Source organism: Dactylosporangium sp. NPDC000521 (assembly GCF_042898305.1).
Classification (GTDB): domain Bacteria; phylum Actinomycetota; class Actinomycetes; order Mycobacteriales; family Micromonosporaceae; genus Dactylosporangium.
Genome location: NZ_JBIAYW010000017.1, coordinates 35,853 through 52,988, shown reverse-complemented (window position 1 = coordinate 52,988; position 17,136 = coordinate 35,853). Strand labels below are relative to the sequence as shown.

The window sequence follows — 17,136 nt, the reverse complement described above, 5'->3', positions numbered from 1 at the left end:
CGATCCTACTTCTTCAGCGCCGCGGCGAGGCGGCCCGCGTTCATGTGGGCGATCGCCTCCACGGAGATCATCGGGTTGACGCCGGACGAGGAGGGGAAGCAGGACGCGTCGGCGACGACGAGGTTCGGGACCTCCCACGTCGCGCCGTCCGGGTTCGTCGCCGACGTGGCCCGGGAGCCGCCCATGCGCGCAGCGCCCATGATGTGCAGCGCCGCCATCGACAGCTCGCCGGGCGCGGTGCCGAGGCCGTCGGTGTACGCGATGAAGTCGTCGATCGAGCCCTTGCCGCGTTCCCAGGTCAGGCCGCGCTGGTGGCCGGAGAAGACGGTCAGCGCGCCGGCCGCCTCCACGATGCGGGCCGCGCCGGCGATCCCGGCCCGCATGTGGGCGGCGTCGTACGCGGAGAGCCGGTAGTGCACGACGGGCTCACCGTCGCGGTCGACGGTGACGTGGCCGGCGTCGCGGTCGCGGGTGATGACACCGACGCCGCTGAGGTGCGGCAGGGCACGCATCTGGGCGAGGTGCGACCGCGCGCCCCGCCAGCTCATGAACGACACGGCGATCGCCGGGTTGGTGGCGGCCGTCTCGTAGATGACGCCGTGGCCGCGGCCGTCGAGGTCGGCGTGCTCGGTGGAGTACCGCGTCTGCATCCCGCCCTCCCACGGGCGGACCTCCTCGGCGAAGGTGCCCCAGACGCCGGTGGCCGGGTGCAGGTGCAGGTGCCGGCCGATGTTCGGGTTGGTGAGACCGGAGCGGCGCAGCAGCGCCGGCGTCTGGATGCTGCCCGCGGCGGCGACGACCGCCCGGGCGCGCACGGTGACCGGGAAGCCGTCGGCGGTGCGCCCGGCGACGCCGGTGGCGGAGCCGGCCGCGACGGTGACGGTCCGCACGTCGACGCCGACGAGCAGGCGCGCGCCGGCCCGCTGCGCGTCGACGAGCCACGTCTTCGCCACGGACTGCTTGGCGCCGATGCGGCAGCCGAGGCCGCACCGGCCGCACTCGATGCCGGTGTCGCAGCCGATGACGTTGCGCGGCATCTCCGCGACGTGCCAGCCGAGCTTGGTGAGCCCGGCCTGCATGAGCGCGTCGCGGGAGGAGATCGCGCCGTGGTCGAGGTTGACGCCGAGGCGGGTCCAGACCGCGTCGAGGGAGCGGTCGTACTCGTCGGTGGCGAACTGCGGCACGCCGTGCGAGGCCCACTCGTCGCGGACCCCGGCGGGGGTGCGGAACGACGTGGTGTAGTTGACGACGGTGCCGCCGCCGACGCCCTGGCCCTGCAGCAGGCTCAGCTGCCCCTCGGCGGTCGCGGCGGGGCCGGGCGCGTAGAGCCGGGACAGGCCGGACAGCTCGCCGCCGTCGAAGTCGCGGTCGTCGTGGTAGCCACCCTTCTCCACGACGACGACGTCGAGCCCGGCGGCGGCGAGGACGGCGGCCGCGGTCCCGCCGCCCGCACCGGATCCGACGATGACTACGTCGCAGTCCAGCTCGGTCGGCCCGGCCGGGCGGAGCGGCTTCAGCGGCGGTTCGGCGGCGTCGGCTCGTGTACCGAGGGGGCCCGGATAGCCGATCGCGTCCCACAGCGGCGAGTGCCCGGTCGGGCCGGGCGCCAGGTAGTACGAGAGCGTCGCGGCGCCCTTGAGCGCCTGGAACAGCGCCCGCTTGCGGGCGTTGCCGGACCCGGCGAGCCCGAGCAGGATCGCCTCCCGCCGGGCCTGCGGCTGCCGGGAGAACCGGCGCGGCCCGCCACCGCGCAGCGGCGCGGCCAACGGCGTGTCCCACAGCGACAGCAGCTGCAGGAACTGCTTCGTCTCCGCGGCGCGTGGGTTGCCCAGCACGAGGCCGGCCATGATGTCGACGGCGCCGATCTCGCGAGCCGACGGGATGCCGTCGCCGTCGCCGGGCGCGAACGTGTCGCAGATGCTGGCGAGCGCGGCGCGCTGCCTGGCGGTGAGTTCCATCAGGACTTCCCGGTCGTCGAAGGTGACGCGCCGAAGTACGCCTCGGCGACGGTGTGCCGCTGCGCGCGCAGCCGGCGGGCGGGTCCGGCGAGGACGGCGCGGCCGTGGTGGAGCACGACGGCCCGGTCTGCGACGGTCAGGGCGAGGTCGATGTGCTGCTCGACGAGCACGACGGCGACGCCGAGCCGGTCGGCGAGCGCGCGGACGGTCGGCAGGATCGCCTGCACGGCGATGGGGGACAGGCCCATGCTGAGCTCGTCGACGAGCAGGATCCGCGGCATGCCGACGAGGGCCTTGGCGATGGCGAGCAGCTGCTGCTCGCCGCCGGACAGCAGCCCGCACCGGCGGCCCAGCAGCGGCTCCAGGGTGGGGAACAGCTCCAGCACCCGGCCGAGGTCGGCCCGCCGGGCGAGGGTCAGGTTCTCCCGGACGGTCAGGCCGTGGAACACGCCGCGCGTGTCGGGGACGAGGACGAGCCCGGCGCGGGCGTTGCGTTCGACGCGCCGGTGCAGCGGCCGCCCGTACGCGGTGACGGTGCCCGCGGTCGGGGTGATGACTCCGGCGGCGGTGAGCAGTGTCGTGGTCTTCCCGGCACCGTTGGGGCCGAGCAGCGCCAGGACCTCGCCCTCGGCGACCTCGAGGTCGAGGTCCCGCACGGCGGGGACGCCCGCGTACCCCGCGGTGACACCCGCGAGCTTCAGCACGACGGTCAAGAAGCCACCTCCGATGGAGCGCCGGCTTCGGTCGGAGCGCCGAGGTACGCGGTCCGCACGGCCGGGTCGGCGCGGACCGCGTGGGGCGTGCCGGCGGCGATGACGGCGCCGTAGTCGAGGACGTACACGCGGTCGCAGACGTCGAAGACGAGGTTCATGTCGTGGTCGATGAGCAGCACGCCGAGGCCCGCCGCCGCGATCGCCCGCACGTGCCCGCCGAACTCGGCGCTCTCGTCGGTGTCGAGCCCGGCGGCCGGCTCGTCGAGCAGGACCGCGCGGGTCCCGCCGGCGAGGGCGCGGGCCACCCCGGCGATCTTCTGCCGGCCCAGGCTCAGCTCGCCGGGGCGCCGGTCGGCGACGAACTGCAGGCCGAACATCTCCAGTGCCGCGTCCACGTCGCCGGCCCGGACCGCCCGTCCGGTCAGGTCGCTCCACAGGTTGCGCAGCGGTCCCCGGGCGGCGGAGACGGCGACGTTCTGCCGCACGGTCAGGTCGCCGAAGAGCTCGCCCGCCTGCCAGGTGCGGGCGAGGCCCGCGCGGCGGCGGGCGTGCGGTGGGAGCCCGTCGAGGCGGCGCCCGGCGAGCGTGACGGAGCCGCCGGCCGGGGTGAAGCCGGTGACCGCGTCGACGAACGTGGTCTTGCCGGCGCCGTTCGGCCCGATCAGCCCGACCACCTCGCCGGCGTCGACGTGGAGGGTGACGTCGGTGTTGGCGAGGACGCCGCCGTACCGCACCGTCAGTCCGGTGGCTTCCAGGAGTGTCATGCCGCCACCTTCCGGCGGTGGAGGCTGCCGGCGATGCCGGAGGGGTTGAGCACCGCGGTGACGACGAGCGCGCACGCGGCGATGAGCGTGTAGTAGCGGCCGAGGCCGAACGTCGTGTTGAGCAGCGTGTACAGCACCCCGAGCGGCGCGACGAGCCCGGCGATGACGGCGCCGCTGATCCGGGTGATGCCGCCGACGTACGTCATGCACAGCACACCGAGGCCGACGACGACGTTGAACGACTCCGCGGACAGCTGCGAGCGGCTGTACCCGATGAGGCAGCCGCCGACCCCGGCGAGGAACGCGGCGACGGCGAACCCGGCGAGCTTCGTGCGGGCCACGTCGATGCCGGCCGCGGCCGCGGCGCGCTCGTTGGCGCGTACCGCGAGGAACGCCTGCCCGGTCGAGCCGGCGAGCAGCCGCGCGACGGCGGCGGCGAGCACCCCGACGATGACGACGACCGTGCCGGCGAACGCGGTCGTCGTGAGGTCGGTGCCGCGCCGCACCTCGAGGCTCCAGCCGAGGAGGGTGGGCCCGTCGATGAGGTTGCCCTCGAACGGGGTCAGCGCCGGGTTGGCGAACACGAGCTGCTGGATCGCGATCGCGCCGGCGAGCGTGACCACCGCCAGCTGGGCGCCGCGGATCCGCAGCGCCGGCAGGCCGACGCCGACGAGCGTGGCGACGCCCGCCGACACGAGGACGGTGAGCGGGAAGGGCAGTCCCCAGGCGACGGTGGCCCTGGAGAGCACGAAGCCGCCGGTGCCGGCGAACGCCATCGAGGCGAGGGAGATCTGCCCCAGGTAGCCGGTGAGCACGACCAGCGACAGTGCGATGAGCGCCATGATGACGGAGGTGACGACCCCGAAGCGCCAGCTGCCGGAGGTGAGGGCGATCGCGGTGCCGGCCGCGCCCGCGAGCAGCAGGCCCGCCCGCAGCCGGCGCCGGGGGAGCGCCACCGCCGGCATCCGGTCCGCGCCGGGCGCGCCGCGGGCGGGGATGCCGCGGCCGAGCACGACGAGCGCGACGACGACGAGCACGAACGGCACCGCGTCGCCGAGCCCGGCCTGCGCCCAGGCGGGCCAGCCGTCGACGGTGCTCGCCAGCAGCAGCAGCGACTGGAAGCAGCCGATGCCGACGCCGGCGAGACCCGCGGTCACGACCGAGGTGAGCCGCGCCAGGAGCGCCGCGGCGAGCCCGGGCAGGACGTAGAACATGTAGCCGATCGGGTCGAGCCCGACGGTCGGCGCGGCGAGGACCGCGACCAGTGCCGTCGCGGCGCCGGTGGACAGCCACGCGACGGCGGCGAGCCGGTCCGGCGAGAGGCCGGTGAGCCGGGCGGCCCGCTCGTCCTCGGCGCAGGCCCGGGTCGCCACTCCCCAGCGGGTGAGCCGGAAGTACACCGTGAACGCCACGGTCGCGGTCAGCGCCACCGCGAGGAGGATCAGGTCGCTCACGTTGAGCCGCGTCCCGGCCAGCCCGAGCGTCCGGTCGGTGAGCAGCGGCGCCGCGAGCGCACCGTCGGTCCGGAACCGCAGGGGCACCAGCGAGGCGATCGCGAGCATCAGCCCGACCGACGCCACCACCTGCGACAGCGGCGGCGCGGTGCGCAGGGGCCGGAACACCAGCCAGTGCGCGGCGAACGCCAGCGCCGCCGTGCTCAGCACCCCGAGCGTCACCGCGGTCCACGCGGGCAGCGGCCCGGCGGCGAGCGGCACCGACCCGACCGGCAGCACGAGCGTGCCGCTGCGGCGCAGCTCGGCGACGACCCAGACGCCCCACAGCGCGAGGGAACCCTGCGCGAAGTTGAGGACCCCGGTGGCGACGTGCAGCGCCACGATGGACGTGGCGATGACGGCGTACACGGCGCCGGCGGCGAAGCCGAGCGTGACGAAGAGCAGGACCTGATCCATGGTGCTGCTACACCGCGCCCGGGATCGCGGCGAGGACCTGCGGGACCGGCGTGATCCAGGTGTCCGTGACGGGCTTCGCCGAGCCGTCGGGCTGCACGACGTACAGCAGGATCTGGGTCGTGCAGTTCGGCGAGGTGGCACTGCCGCAGTTGAGCCTCGGGCCGAGGAAGCTCGGGAAGTCCTTGAGGCCCTTCAGTGTCTTGAGCACACCGGGGCCGGTCAGGTCGGTCTCGGCGGCGCCGGACATCGCCTTGGCGAAGTTCACCAGCAGCGCGAACTCGCCGACGGCGTAGTAGCCGCCGGTGCCGCCCTCGACACCGTCGATGTACTTCGTCGCCAGGGTCAGCTCCCGCTGCAGCTCGGCGGGCACGTACTTCGCCGCGACGGGCAGCCAGTTGGAGGAGTACAGCGCCCCGCCGGCGGCCTGCGCGGGGCCGGCCTTGATGTAGTCGGTGCAGGCGGCCGTGAAGATCTCGCCCTTGTACTGCAGCTGCCGCAGCGCCTTCACCAGTGCCGTGCACACGGCTTCGCTGGGGGAGGCGACGAGCCCGCCGACGTCGGGCTTGTCCTGGGCGATGGTGGAGGCGACGGCGGTGAAGTTGGGGTTGGTGGCGGAGAAGTAGATGCCCTTGGCGTTGATGCCGAGGGTCTTCGCCAGCACGGGCAGCAGGTTGTCGATGGTCTGGTGCGACGACGGGGTGTCGACGAGCGCGAGGGTCACCGACGTCTTCCCGGCGGTCTTGAACGCCTGCAGCGCGCCGATGAGGAACGACGCCTGCGGGGCGGCGAAGAACACCCGGTTCTCCGCCTTGGCGCCGGTGACCGAGTCGAACGGGATCATGCCGACGAGCGGGATCTGCGCGGCGGTCAGCGCGGGCAGGGTCGCGCTGGAGGACAGGTTGTAGCCGTCCATGACGGCGACGACCTTCTTCTCCACGAACGTGTTGGCGCACGACTGCGCCTTCTCCGGGGTCGTGTCGGTGTCGCAGTACACGACCTCGAGCGGGTGGCCGTTGATGCCGCCCAGCTCGGTGTTGACGTACTTGAGGGCGGCCTTGACGCCGGTGTCGGTGCCGGGCTGCGGGACCGGTCCGCCGTTCGGGTTGAGGAAGCCGACGGTGATCGGCGGCTTGGCGAAGCTGGGTGCGGCGCGCTGCGGCTCGGCGGTGTCCTCGGCGCAGGCGGCGGTGATCATGACGATGGCGGCGGCGGCGAGGGCTTTGATTCGGAGCATGGGAACTCCACTTCGATCACATGGGTTGCCTCGAGGGGGCGGGCGGGGGCCCGTGGGGCGTCGCGGGGCGGCTTTCCGGGCGACGCCCGTGGGGCGTCGCGGCGTGGCTTTCCCGGCGACGCCCATGGGCGCCGCCGTCATCGCGGCGACGCCCGTGGATCGCGTACGAGGCACTGTAAACGACGGCTAACTTATTGGGAAGTCCGCCTCTAGTTCGTCCGTGAATCTTTCTTAACAACCTCGGCCAGGCCGTAGGTCTTGGCGATGATGTCGCGCTGGATCTCGCTGGTGCCGCCGTACACCGTGGACACGATCGCCGAGCGGACCAGGCGCTCCATGTCGTACTCGGTGGCGTAGCCGTAGCCGCCCATCATCTGCATCGCGTCGAGCGTCACCCGGCGGGCGGTCTCGGTCGCCTTCAGCTTCGCCATCGACGTCTCCCGCGGCAGCACCGTGTTCGGCGCCCGGTCGACCTGGGCGGCCGTCGCGTACACGAGGAGCCGGGCGCACTCGATCTCGGTGGCGAGGTCGGCGAGGCGGTGCCGCAGCACCTGGAACGAGCCGATCGGCCGGCCGAACTGGCGTCGCCCCTTGACGTAGTCCAGGACGTCGTCGAACGCGCGCTGCGCGGTGCCGAGCATGAGGCTGGCGAGGATCAGCCGCTCCAGGTTGAGCCCCGCCATCAGCTGCCGCCAACCGGCGTCGAGCGTGCCGACGACGGCGTCCGCGGGCAGCTCGCAGTCGGTGAAGTACAGGTCGTTGACCTCCCGCCCGCCCATCGTGCCGATGCCGGAGACCGTCAGGCCGGCGGCCGTCGTGGGCACCTGGAACATGGTGAGTCCACTGTGGTCGCCGGCGCGGCCGCTGGTCCGCGCGACGAGCAGGATGCGCTCGGCGAGGTGCGCGTTGGAGCACCACGTCTTCTGCCCGTTGACCACCCACCCGTCGCCGCGGCGCTCGGCGCGGCAGCTCAGGTTCGCCACGTCCGAGCCGGCCTCGGGCTCCGACATGGCGATCGCCTCGATGGCGCCGCGGGCGACCCCGCCGAGGACGACCTTCTTCTGCTCGGGCGAGCCGAAGCGTTCGTACGCGGCGGCGACGATGATCGAGGTGGTGAAGCCGCCGATCGGGGCCATCGCCTTCGCCGTCGTCTCCAGGAACAGGCACAGGTCGACCATGCCGGCGCCACCGCCGCCGAACTCCTCCGGCAGCGCCATGCCGAGCCAGCCGAGGTCGGCCATCTTGCGGTAGAGCTCGGGGCTGTGGTTCTCCCTGCCGCCGTCGGTCAGCGCCAGGCGCTGCTCCCGGCTGCCGGCCTCGCGGCGGCAGAAGTCCTGCACCGCGGCCACCAGGGATCGTTGCTCATCGTTGTATTCCACAGCTGGGTCCTCCATGGTTGCCGGTGTGAACGCGGGGATTGACACCGAGGCTAAACTATCGAATATCAAATGTCAGGGAGGTCTGATGACGTCGACCGTCGCGCACGAGGTGGCTGTTGAGGCAGCGGTACGGCGCGCCCGCGACGCCGCCGGCTGGTGGGCGGGTCTCAGCGCCCGGCAGCGGCGGCGCCATCTGCTGGCGTTCAAGGCGTCGATCGCCCGGCGGGTCACCGAGCTCGCGTCACTGATCCGCGAGGAGACCGGCAAGCCTCTCGCGGGGGCGCTGCTGGAGGTGATGCTCACCGTCGAGCACCTCGACTGGGCCGCCCGGCACGCCGGCCGGGTGCTGCGGCGGCGGTCCGTGTCCTCGGGGCTGCTCGCCTTCAACCAGGCCAGCACCGTCGAGTACGTGCCGTTCGGGGTGGTCGGCGTGATCGGCCCGTGGAACTACCCCTTCTACACGCCGATGGGCTCCATCTCGCACGCCCTCGCCGCCGGCAACGCCGTCGTGTTCAAGCCCAGCGAGTTCACGCCGGGCGTCGGGTCGTGGCTCGCGGCGCAGTGGGCGTCGTTGTTGCCCGAGCATCCGGTCCTGCAGGTGGTCACCGGCGACGGCGCGACCGGCGCCGCGCTGTGCCGGGCGGGCGTGGACAAGGTCGCGTTCACCGGCTCCGCCGCCACGGCCCGTCGCGTCATGGCGGCCTGCGCGGAACGGCTCACCCCGGTCGTCATCGAGGGCGGCGGCAAGGACGCGCTCATCGTCACCGCCGACGCGGACCTGCCGGCGGCGGCGAGCGCCGCGGTGTTCGGCGGCCTCGGCAACGCGGGCCAGACGTGCGCCGGCGTCGAGCGCATCTACGTCGTCGACGCCGTCCACGACGCGTTCCTCGCCGAACTGACCCCGCTGCTGCGCGACGTACGGCCGGGCGCCGAGGAGAGCGCGCACTACGGCCCGATGACCACCCCCGGGCAGCCGGAGATCGTCCGGCGGCACATCGCCGACGCGATCGACCGCGGCGGCCGTGCGGTCGTCGGCGGCGCCGACTCGGTCCGGCCGCCGTTCGTGGACCCGGTGCTGCTGACCGGCGTCCCCGAGGACAGCGCCGCCGTCACCGAGGAGACGTTCGGGCCGGTGCTGATCGTCAACCGGGTCGCCGACGCCGACGAGGCGCTGCGCCGGGCGAACGCCACCACCTACGGGCTGGCCGGCTCCATCTTCACCCGCCGCCGCGCGACCGGCCGGGCGCTCGCCGCGGGCCTGCGGGCGGGCGCGGTCTCGGTCAACTCGGTGCTCGGCTACGCCGCCGTGCCCGCGCTGCCCTTCGGCGGCGTCGGCGACTCAGGCTTCGGCCGGGTCCACGGCGCCGACGGGCTGCGCGAGTTCAGCCGCGCCAAGTCCGTGACGTGGCAGCGCTTCCGGGCGCCGATCGACCTGCTGACCCTGCAGCCCGCCGAGAAGGCGATGCGCACGTCGCTGACCATGTTCAAGCTGCGTCACGGGCGCGGGTGAGGTCGGCCGTTGCGAAGCCCGTCCAGGAGCCCGTCTAGCAGCCTGTCCCGAAGCCCGTCCGGCAGGCCGTCCAGGCGGCCGTTGCGTAGCTCGTCCGGCAGTCCGTTCAGGAGTTCGTCCCGCAGCCCGTCCGGCAGGCCGTTCAGCAGCTCGCCCAGCAGGTCGTTGAGCAGTTCGTCCAGCGGCGAGGCGGCAGGTCGTGATCGGGTGGGTTCCGGTGTGCTGCGTTCCGCTCTCAGAGCACCTTACAGCATCTTTCCAAACCGGCAGGTCACGCGTGCTGTCACCGTATCACTCACCGTGACGAGTGTCGCCGGGCAGCAAAAGGCCAGGTCAGGCGGTCCAGAGGCCGAGTCCGTCGAGGTGCTTGACCAGGCGCTCGGCGCCGTCGGTGAAGTGGCGGGCCATGACGGGGCGGGCCGCGTCGGGGTCGTTGGCCTCCAGTGCCGCCAGCAGCGCCTCGTGGTCGGTGGTCATGGCGGCGCGCCAGGCCGCGTCGGCGGCGTAGAAGCGGGTCGGCGTGTAGCGGGTCGCGGCCCGCAGCAGCCACGACAGCTTGCGGGCGTCGGCGAGCCGGTTGATGCTGCGGTGGAACTCGAACTCCAGTTGCTCCACCTTGCCCGCCTGCCGCGCCTGCGCGGCCTTCGCCAGCCGCTGGTGCACCGTGCGCAGCTCGTCCAGCTGCGCCGGGGTGATGACGGCGGCGACCCGGGCGACCAGCTCCCCGGCGATGTGCCCCTGCAGCCCGAAGACGTCGATGATGTCCTGCCGGGACAGCGGCGCGACCACGTGCCCGCGGCGCGGCTGCAGCTCGACCATGTCCTCGGCGCGCAGCATCAGCAGCGCCTCGCGGACCGGGGTGATGCTCAGCCCGGTCTCCTCGGCGACCTGCTCGAGCCGGATCCGCGAACCGGGCCGCAGCTGCCCGGACATGATCCGGTCCCGCAGCAGGCTCGCCACGGTCTCCGACAACTGCGGGCGGCCGTCTGACAGGTTGGACATGGCGCAAAGAGTATCAAATGTCAAAAGTCAAAGAGGGAGCGCGATGAGCAGTGGCCTCCGGGTCGAGACCCGCGACGGTGTGCACACGATCTGGTTCGACCGGCCCGACCACCGTAACGCCATGACGTGGGAGATGTTCCGCGGCTACTACGCGGCGCTCCAGGCGGCCGACGCGGACCCGGCGGTCCGCGCGATCGTCGTCACCGGTGCCGGCGACTGGTTCTGCGCCGGCGCCGATCCCGCCGCGCTGCAGGCGTTGCTCGACCCCGAGCACCGCGACCGGCTGCTGCACGAGCTCGGCTTCGAGCCGCACCTGCCGCTGACCCTCGGCACGCCGATCGTCGCGGCCGTCAACGGCGGCGCCGCCGGCCTCGGGCTCGTCCACGCCCTCTACGCCGACGTGCGGTTCCTTGCCGCCGAGGCGCGCCTGTCCACCGCGTTCAGCCGGCTCGGCCTGATCGCCGAGTACGGCAGCGCCTGGCTGCTGCCCCGCCTCATCGGCGTCGGCAACGCCATGGACCTGCTCGTCTCCGGCCGAAAGATCGACGCGGCGGAGGCGCAGCGGATGGGCCTCGCGCAGCGGGTCCTGCCCCGCGCCGAGGTGCTGCCCGCCGCCCAGGCCTACGCCGCCGACCTCGCCGTGCACTGCGCGCCGTCGTCGATGGCCGTCATCCGGCGCCAGGTGTGGGCCGGCCTGGACAGCACCGCGCAGGACGCGACCGCCGACGCCGTCCGCCTGATGGGGGAGTCCCTGTCCGGCCCCGACTTCCTCGCGGCGGCTGCGGCGCTGGCACGAGGCACCGCCCCGAGGTGGGACGCATGAGCGGGCCGGAGCCGCAGCGGAGGAGCCGCGAATCGGCGTTGCAGGTGTGGGTCAGGCCGACGCCGGAGCGCAGCGGAGGTGGCGGCATGACCGGGCCGGAGCGCAGTGGAGGAGCCGCGAGTCGGCGTTGCAGGTGTGGGTCAGGCCGACGCCGGAGCGCAGCGGAGGTGGCGGCATGACCGGGCCTCTGAGCGGTGTGAAGGTCCTTGAACTCGCCGGGATCGGGCCAGGACCGTTCGCCGCCATGCTGCTGGCGGACCTCGGCGCGGACGTCGTGCGCGTCGACCGTCCCGAACCCGGCCCGCTGGCCGGCGGCGACCCCGCCACCGACCTGCTCAACCGCGGCAAGCGCTCGATCGTCGTCGACCTCAAGGACCCGGCGGGCGTCAGCCGCGTGCTCGACCTCGCCGCCAAGGCCGACATCGTCGTGGAGGGCTGGCGCCCCGGCGTCGCCGAACGCCTCGGCGTCGGCCCGGACGCGGCCCTCGAGCGCAATCCGGCCCTGGTGTACGGGCGGATGACCGGCTGGGGGCAGGACGGGCCCCTCGCGCAGACCGCCGGGCACGACGTCGACTACATCGCGCTCGCCGGTGCCCTGCACCCGATCGGCGCCGCCGACGGCCCGCCGCGGATCCCGCTCAACCTCGTCGGCGACTTCGGCGGCGGCTCCCTGTACCTCGTCGTCGGCTGCCTCGCCGCGCTGCACGTCGCCCGCATCACCGGCGTGGGGCAGGTCGTGGACGCCGCGATCGTCGACGGCACCGCACACCTCACCACGATGTTCGCCGGGCTCCTCGCCGCCGGTGCCTGGCGCCCGCAGCGGGGGCGGAACCTGCTGGACGGCGGCGCCCCGTTCTACGCCGTCTACGCCACCGCCGACGGCGGGCACATGGCCGTCGGCGCCCTGGAGCCGCAGTTCTACGCCGAGCTGCTGCGCCTGCTCGGGCTCGACGCCGACGCGGACCTGCCCGCCCAGCACGACGTCAAGGGCTGGCCGGTGCTGCAGGAGCGGTTCGCGGCGGTGTTCGCGACCCGTACCAGAGCGGAATGGAGCGCGGTGTTCGACGGCACCGACGCGTGCGTGTCGCCGGTGCTGTCCCTCGCCGAGGCCGCCGGCCACCCGCACCTGGTCGCGCGCGGCACCTTCGAGGTCCACCACGGCATCGTGCAGCCCGCCGTCGCACCCCGCTTCTCGCACACCCCGGGCGCGATCGCCGGCCGGCCACCGGTGCCGGGCCAGCACACCGACGAGGTCCTCAAGGACTGGCTGGGAGGCTCCTGATGCGCATCGCCACCGCACTACCGGTGGACGCCGACCCGAGGGCCGCCGTCGACCGCGTCGCGGCCTGGGAGGACGACGGACTGGACGTCGTGTGGGTGTCGGAGGCGTACGGGTTCGACGCGCCGACCGTCATGGGCTACCTCGCGGCGAAGACGACGAGGCTCAGCATCGGGTCCTCGATCCTGCCGCTGTACTCCCGTACCCCGGCGCTGATCGCGCAGACCGCCGCCGGCCTCGACGCGGTCTCCGGCGGCCGCGCCATCCTCGGCGTCGGCGCGTCCGGTCCGCAGGTCATCGAGGGTTGGCACGGCGTCCCGTACGACAAGCCGCTCGCCCGCACCCGCGAGCTGATCGGCATCTGCCGCCGGGTCTGGCGCCGCGAGACCCTCGTCAACGACGGCGCCTACCAGCTGCCGCTGCCGCCTGGTGCCGGGACAGGCCTCGGCAAGCCGCTGAAGATCCTCAGCCACCCGGTCCGTGACAGCATCCCGATCCACGTCGCCGCCCTCGGTGACCGCAACGTGCGGATGACCGCGGAGCTCGCCGACGGCTGGATGCCGTTCCTGTACGACCCGTCCCGCGCCGCCGACGTGTGGGGCGCCGCCCTGGCCGACGGCGGTGCGAAGCGCGACCCGGCGCTGGGGCCGCTGGAGATCGCCGCCGGCGGGCCCCTCGCGATCGGCGACGACGTCACCGGGCTGCGGGACCTGGCCCGGCCGCTGATCGCGCTCTACGTCGGCGGGATGGGCGCCAAGGACCGCAACTTCTACCACGACCTCGTCAGCCGGTACGGGTTCGCCGCCGAGGCCGACCGCATCCAGGAGCTGTACCTGGCCGGCCGCAAGGAGGAGGCGGCCGCCGCGGTACCGGCGGAACTCCTCGAACGGACCAGCCTCATCGGGCCCGAGGGCTACGTCCGGGACCGGGTGCAGGCATACCGCGACGCCGGCGTCACGATCCTCAACGTGACGCCCCTCGGGCCGCAGCCGCGCCGCCTGATCGCCGCCGTCAAGGCCATGACCCAGTAGGGAGCCGCCATGGAGCGCACCGTCTTCACCGCCGAGCACCGGGCGTTCGCCGAGCTCGTGCGGGCCTTCATCGACAAGGAGATCGCCCCGCACCACGAGCGGTGGGAGGCCGACGGGGTCGTCGACCGGGACGTGTGGCGGGCCGCCGGCGCCGCCGGCCTGCTCGGGTTCTTCGTCGACGAGCGCTACGGCGGCGGTGGCGTCACCGACCGGGTGTTCAGCGCCGTCCTCACCGAGGGCCTCGCCCGCGCGGGCGCGACCGGGCCCGCGTTCGGCCTGCACAACGACATCATCGGCCCGTACCTGACGGACCTCACGAACGACGAGCAGAAGCAGCGGTGGCTGCCGGGCTTCTGCTCCGGCGACATCATCACCGCCATCGCCATGTCGGAGCCGGGTGCGGGCAGCGACCTGCAGGGGATCACCACCACCGCGGTCCGCGACGGCGACGCGTGGGTCCTCAACGGGCAGAAGACGTTCATCAGCAACGGCATCCTGTCCGACCTCGTCATCGTCGTCGCCCGCACCGACCCGGCGGCGGGCCACCGGGGGATCAGCCTGCTCGTCGTCGAGCGCGGCATGGCCGGCTTCGAGCGTGGGCGCAACCTCGACAAGATCGGGCAGAAGGCGCAGGACACCGCCGAGCTGTTCTTCTCCGATGTACGGGTGCCGGCCGCGAACCTGCTCGGCGAGGAGGGGCGGGGCTTCGCGTACCTCATGCGGAACCTGCCCTTCGAGCGGCTGTCGATCGCCGTCGCCGCGCTCGCCGCGGCCGAGTCGGTGTTCGAGCAGACCGTGGCGTACTGCAAGCAGCGGCAGGCGTTCGGGCAGCCGATCGGCGGTTTCCAGCACAACCGGTTCGTGCTGGCGGAGCTGGCGACGGAGCTGCGCCTCGGCCGGGTCTTCGTGGACCGCTGCCTGGTCGAGCCGGCGCTGACGGCCGAGACGGCGGCGATGGCCAAGTGGTGGTGCACGGAGCTGCAGCAGCGCACCGTGGACCGGTGCCTGCAGCTGCACGGCGGCTACGGGTACATGCGCGAATATCCCGTGGCGAAGGCGTTCCTGGACTCGCGGGTGCAGACCATCTACGGCGGCACCACGGAGATCATGAAGGAAGTGATCGGCCGGTCGCTGGGGCTGTGAGCAGACCCGCCTCCCGCACCTGGGTCAGGGAGACCGTGGCCAGGCTGAGCTCGTGCGGCGCCGGATCGTCGACGAGGACGATCCGGCGCAGGCTCGGCAGGTCCGCGAGGATCGGCCGCCACCGGTCCAGCTCGGCGGCGCACTCCAGCACGAGCAGCTGCGGTGCGGCATGGCGGGCGAGGTGGCGCAGCCGGTCGGTGCGCGTCGCCGGGTCGATCGCCGCCGGCACCGCGCCGAGCGAGGCGGCGGCGAGGTCGATCAGCCACTGCTCGGCCCGGCCGGGCAGGACGATCAGCAGCCTGCCGCCGGGCCTGAGCCCGATCCGGGTCAGGCCGCGGGCGAGCAGTGCCACCTCGGGGGGAAGGTCGGCGTCCATGGCTTCAGTCCGAGTGCAGCATCGGCACGAGGAACTGGCGGGCGACCGCCGCCAGCTGCTCGTCGTCGTCGAGGTCGACCACCTTGCTCGGGATCGCGAGGAACGAGGCCGAGACCCGGACCATCATCTCGGCGACGAGGTCGGCGTCGAGGTCGCCCGGCAGGTTGCCGGCGCGCTGCTCCTGGCGCAGCTGCCCGGCGACGAACTGCCGCACGGTGGCGAGGGTCTGCCCGCCGTCGCCGAGCATCGACGGCATGAGCAGGTCGGGCTCGGCCGCCATGAGCCCGCCGATGAGCGGGTTGCGCCGGATCGCCCGCAGCGAGCTCACGAAGCCGAACACGACCCGGTCGGCGACGGTCTCGGCCTGCTGGATGTCGGTGAGGAACTGATCGAAGTAGCGCCGGAACTCGCGGCGCACGACGTGCTCGACGAGGAGGTCCTTGGTGGCGAACCGCCGGTAGACGGTGATCCGGGAGACGCGGGCCCGCCGCGCCACGTCCTCCATGGTGGACCGCTGGATGCCCATGCGGCAGAACTGCTCGTAGGCCGCGTCGAGGATGCGGCCGCGGGCCTCGTCGAGGTCGTCGACACGCTCGACGGCGTCGATGTAGGCGCGCTCCAGCAACGACTGGTCCGGGTCCACGATCACCTCCTGCTGGTGCCGATTCTGCCCTGCCCGGCAGTCGATGTCACTGGATGCCTTGTGATTGCCGACACCATGTGTTGTCATCGATGATACACGGACTCGTGATGCGTTTCATCGTATCACTGCCGGTCCGGTACTCGAAGGAGGCGAAGGCATGGGCAACATCAGCCGGCGCAAAGTATTGACCTCCGGCACTGCACTGGGCGCGCTCGGCGCGCTGAGCATCGCCACGCCGGCCTGGAGCTGGTCGCCCGCCGGCTCGGTGGCCGGCGCGGGACCCGGCGCCGACCCGCGCTGGGTATGGGACGACGAGGCCGACCCGCTCGTCGCGTCACTGCTCGACCGCGGCGCCGTCCCGCAGGTCAACGCGCTGCTGCGCACCTGGAAGAAGAACGGCCAGCCGCTGCCCGACGGGCTGCCGGCCGACCTGCGCGACTTCATGGAGCGGGCCCGCCAGCTGCCCGCGTGGACCGACCAGCGCAAGCTGGCCCTGGCCGTGGAGTTCAACCGCAAGCGCGGCCTCTACCTCGGCGTCCTCTACGGCCTGGCCAGCGGCATGATGAGCACCGTCATCCCGCACGAGGCCCGCGCCGTGTACTACTCCCAGGGCGGCGCGGACATGAAGGACCGCATCTCCAAGACCGCCAAGCTCGGCTACGACATCGGCTCGCTCAAGGCATACCAGCCCGACGGCGAGATGATCGTGACCTGCGTCAAGACCCGCCTCGTCCACGCCGCGGTGCGCCACCTGCTGCCGCAGTCGCCGTACTGGCCGGGCACCGCCGACGAGCAGATCCCGATCAGCCAGCGCGACATGATGGTCACCTGGCACAGCCTGCCGACCACCGTGATGCAGAAGCTGACCGACTGGCGGGTGCCGATCCCCGCCGCCGAGTCCGACGCGTTCCTGCACTCGTGGCAGGTCGGCGCGCACATGCTCGGCATCCGCGACGAGTACATCCCCGCGTCGTGGGCCGAGGCCAACTCGCAGGCCGCCCAGGTCCTCACCCCGGTCCTGGCGCCGACCCCGGAGGGCATCAAGCTCGCCGACATCCTGCTCGGTCTGGGTGCGGTCATCGACGCAGGCCTGCTGACCAAGCCGATCCTGGGCTCGTTCACCCGCTTCATGCTCGGCGACCAGATCGCCGGGTGGCTGCGGGTCCCGCGCGAGCCGCTGTGGGACAACCTGCTCAAGGTCGCCTGGGGTCCGTTCATCGCCGTCCGCGAAGGGCTGCTGCCGTTCCCGCTCGCGCCGCAGGCCTACTGGCTCTTCGACGAGTTCCTGCGCAAGGCGGCGCTGCTGTTCCTGTCCGACGCCGGCCCGATCAGCATCGAAATCCCACAGACCAACCGCCCCTCGTAAATTGG

15 protein-coding genes are annotated in these 17,136 nt (G+C 73.1%); 6 read left to right on the top strand and 9 right to left on the bottom strand.

Features of this window, described 5'->3' with window-relative positions; translation table 11 throughout:
* Positions 1 to 5: 5 nt before the first annotated feature.
* From ACFY3L_RS39670 to ACFY3L_RS39645, 6 genes are all read right to left on the bottom strand, one after another.
* The gene (locus ACFY3L_RS39670; protein WP_389336660.1) at positions 6 to 1,958 is read right to left on the bottom strand and encodes a GMC family oxidoreductase; all 1,953 of its coding nucleotides are present in this window, start codon (positions 1,956 to 1,958) and stop codon (positions 6 to 8) included.
* Entirely contained in the window at positions 1,958 to 2,662 is a 705-nt protein-coding gene (locus ACFY3L_RS39665) for an ABC transporter ATP-binding protein (RefSeq protein WP_389337046.1), read from the bottom strand. The genes ACFY3L_RS39670 and ACFY3L_RS39665 overlap by 1 nt, the downstream gene beginning before the upstream one ends.
* Before the next feature lie 5 nt (positions 2,663 to 2,667).
* A complete protein-coding gene (locus ACFY3L_RS39660; protein ID WP_389336657.1) occupies positions 2,668 to 3,435 on the bottom strand; it encodes an ABC transporter ATP-binding protein in 768 nt (255 codons plus the stop codon).
* Entirely contained in the window at positions 3,432 to 5,345 is a 1,914-nt protein-coding gene (locus ACFY3L_RS39655; RefSeq protein WP_389336654.1) for an ABC transporter permease, read from the bottom strand. Before ACFY3L_RS39655 ends, ACFY3L_RS39660 begins: the two co-directional genes overlap by 4 nt.
* Positions 5,346 to 5,352: 7 nt before the next feature.
* Positions 5,353 to 6,579 carry an ABC transporter substrate-binding protein gene (locus ACFY3L_RS39650; protein ID WP_389336651.1) on the bottom strand — a complete coding sequence of 409 codons (1,227 nt, stop codon included), beginning with the start codon at positions 6,577 to 6,579 and terminating at the stop codon, positions 5,353 to 5,355.
* Between the two features lie 209 nt (positions 6,580 to 6,788).
* Positions 6,789 to 7,958, bottom strand: coding sequence for an acyl-CoA dehydrogenase family protein (locus tag ACFY3L_RS39645; protein ID WP_389336648.1), 1,170 nt, complete (start codon positions 7,956 to 7,958; stop codon positions 6,789 to 6,791).
* An 85-nt stretch (positions 7,959 to 8,043) separates the two neighbouring features.
* Here ACFY3L_RS39645 and ACFY3L_RS39640 point away from each other — a divergent pair, with 85 nt between their 5' ends.
* Positions 8,044 to 9,468 carry an aldehyde dehydrogenase family protein gene (locus tag ACFY3L_RS39640; protein ID WP_389336645.1) on the top strand — a complete coding sequence of 475 codons (1,425 nt, stop codon included), beginning with the start codon at positions 8,044 to 8,046 and terminating at the stop codon, positions 9,466 to 9,468.
* 333 nt (positions 9,469 to 9,801) lie between these two features.
* Here the strand turns inward: ACFY3L_RS39640 and ACFY3L_RS39635 are convergent, their stop codons facing one another.
* Positions 9,802 to 10,470, bottom strand: coding sequence for a GntR family transcriptional regulator (locus ACFY3L_RS39635; RefSeq protein ID WP_389336642.1), 669 nt, complete (start codon positions 10,468 to 10,470; stop codon positions 9,802 to 9,804).
* A gap of 43 nt (positions 10,471 to 10,513) precedes the next feature.
* On the opposite strand from ACFY3L_RS39635, the gene ACFY3L_RS39630 reads away from it, so the two are divergent.
* The 4 genes from ACFY3L_RS39630 (at position 10,514) to ACFY3L_RS39615 (ending at position 14,746) form a co-directional block, all read left to right on the top strand.
* The gene (locus tag ACFY3L_RS39630) at positions 10,514 to 11,293 is read left to right on the top strand and encodes an enoyl-CoA hydratase-related protein (protein WP_389336639.1); all 780 of its coding nucleotides are present in this window, start codon (positions 10,514 to 10,516) and stop codon (positions 11,291 to 11,293) included.
* A 175-nt stretch (positions 11,294 to 11,468) separates the two neighbouring features.
* Entirely contained in the window at positions 11,469 to 12,575 is a 1,107-nt protein-coding gene (locus tag ACFY3L_RS39625; protein WP_389336636.1) for a CaiB/BaiF CoA transferase family protein, read from the top strand.
* Entirely contained in the window at positions 12,575 to 13,603 is a 1,029-nt protein-coding gene (locus tag ACFY3L_RS39620) for an LLM class F420-dependent oxidoreductase (protein ID WP_389336633.1), read from the top strand. The genes ACFY3L_RS39625 and ACFY3L_RS39620 overlap by 1 nt, the downstream gene beginning before the upstream one ends.
* 9 nt (positions 13,604 to 13,612) lie before the next feature.
* A complete protein-coding gene (locus ACFY3L_RS39615; protein WP_389336630.1) occupies positions 13,613 to 14,746 on the top strand; it encodes an acyl-CoA dehydrogenase family protein in 1,134 nt (377 codons plus the stop codon).
* Here ACFY3L_RS39615 and ACFY3L_RS39610 read toward each other — a convergent pair.
* Positions 14,709 to 15,122, bottom strand: a complete 414-nt coding sequence (locus ACFY3L_RS39610) for an AMP-binding protein (RefSeq protein ID WP_389336627.1) — start codon at positions 15,120 to 15,122, stop codon at positions 14,709 to 14,711. The two genes, ACFY3L_RS39615 and ACFY3L_RS39610, sit on opposite strands and share 38 nt — an antisense overlap.
* A gap of 4 nt (positions 15,123 to 15,126) precedes the next feature.
* Positions 15,127 to 15,765, bottom strand: a complete 639-nt coding sequence (locus ACFY3L_RS39605; protein ID WP_389336624.1) for a TetR/AcrR family transcriptional regulator — start codon at positions 15,763 to 15,765, stop codon at positions 15,127 to 15,129.
* Positions 15,766 to 15,922: 157 nt separating this feature from the next.
* Here ACFY3L_RS39605 and ACFY3L_RS39600 point away from each other — a divergent pair, with 157 nt between their 5' ends.
* Positions 15,923 to 17,131 carry an oxygenase MpaB family protein gene (locus ACFY3L_RS39600; RefSeq protein WP_389336621.1) on the top strand — a complete coding sequence of 403 codons (1,209 nt, stop codon included), beginning with the start codon at positions 15,923 to 15,925 and terminating at the stop codon, positions 17,129 to 17,131.
* The last annotated feature ends 5 nt before the right edge of the window (positions 17,132 to 17,136 follow it).

Excerpts from the sequence above, each read along its gene's own strand:
- ACFY3L_RS39650 (WP_389336651.1), bottom strand. The coding sequence starts at position 6,579 with ATGCTCCGAATCAAAGCCCTCGCCGCCGCCGCCATCGTCATGATCACC.
- ACFY3L_RS39670 (WP_389336660.1), bottom strand. The coding sequence starts at position 1,958 with ATGGAACTCACCGCCAGGCAGCGCGCCGCGCTCGCCAGCATCTGCGAC.
- ACFY3L_RS39610 (WP_389336627.1), bottom strand. The coding sequence starts at position 15,122 with ATGGACGCCGACCTTCCCCCCGAGGTGGCACTGCTCGCCCGCGGCCTG.
- ACFY3L_RS39660 (WP_389336657.1), bottom strand. The coding sequence starts at position 3,435 with ATGACACTCCTGGAAGCCACCGGACTGACGGTGCGGTACGGCGGCGTC.
- ACFY3L_RS39625 (WP_389336636.1), top strand. The coding sequence starts at position 11,469 with ATGACCGGGCCTCTGAGCGGTGTGAAGGTCCTTGAACTCGCCGGGATC.
- ACFY3L_RS39620 (WP_389336633.1), top strand. The coding sequence starts at position 12,575 with ATGCGCATCGCCACCGCACTACCGGTGGACGCCGACCCGAGGGCCGCC.
- ACFY3L_RS39635 (WP_389336642.1), bottom strand. The coding sequence starts at position 10,470 with ATGTCCAACCTGTCAGACGGCCGCCCGCAGTTGTCGGAGACCGTGGCG.
- ACFY3L_RS39640 (WP_389336645.1), top strand. The coding sequence starts at position 8,044 with ATGACGTCGACCGTCGCGCACGAGGTGGCTGTTGAGGCAGCGGTACGG.
- ACFY3L_RS39655 (WP_389336654.1), bottom strand. The coding sequence starts at position 5,345 with ATGGATCAGGTCCTGCTCTTCGTCACGCTCGGCTTCGCCGCCGGCGCC.
- ACFY3L_RS39600 (WP_389336621.1), top strand. The coding sequence starts at position 15,923 with ATGGGCAACATCAGCCGGCGCAAAGTATTGACCTCCGGCACTGCACTG.
- ACFY3L_RS39630 (WP_389336639.1), top strand. The coding sequence starts at position 10,514 with ATGAGCAGTGGCCTCCGGGTCGAGACCCGCGACGGTGTGCACACGATC.
- ACFY3L_RS39615 (WP_389336630.1), top strand. The coding sequence starts at position 13,613 with ATGGAGCGCACCGTCTTCACCGCCGAGCACCGGGCGTTCGCCGAGCTC.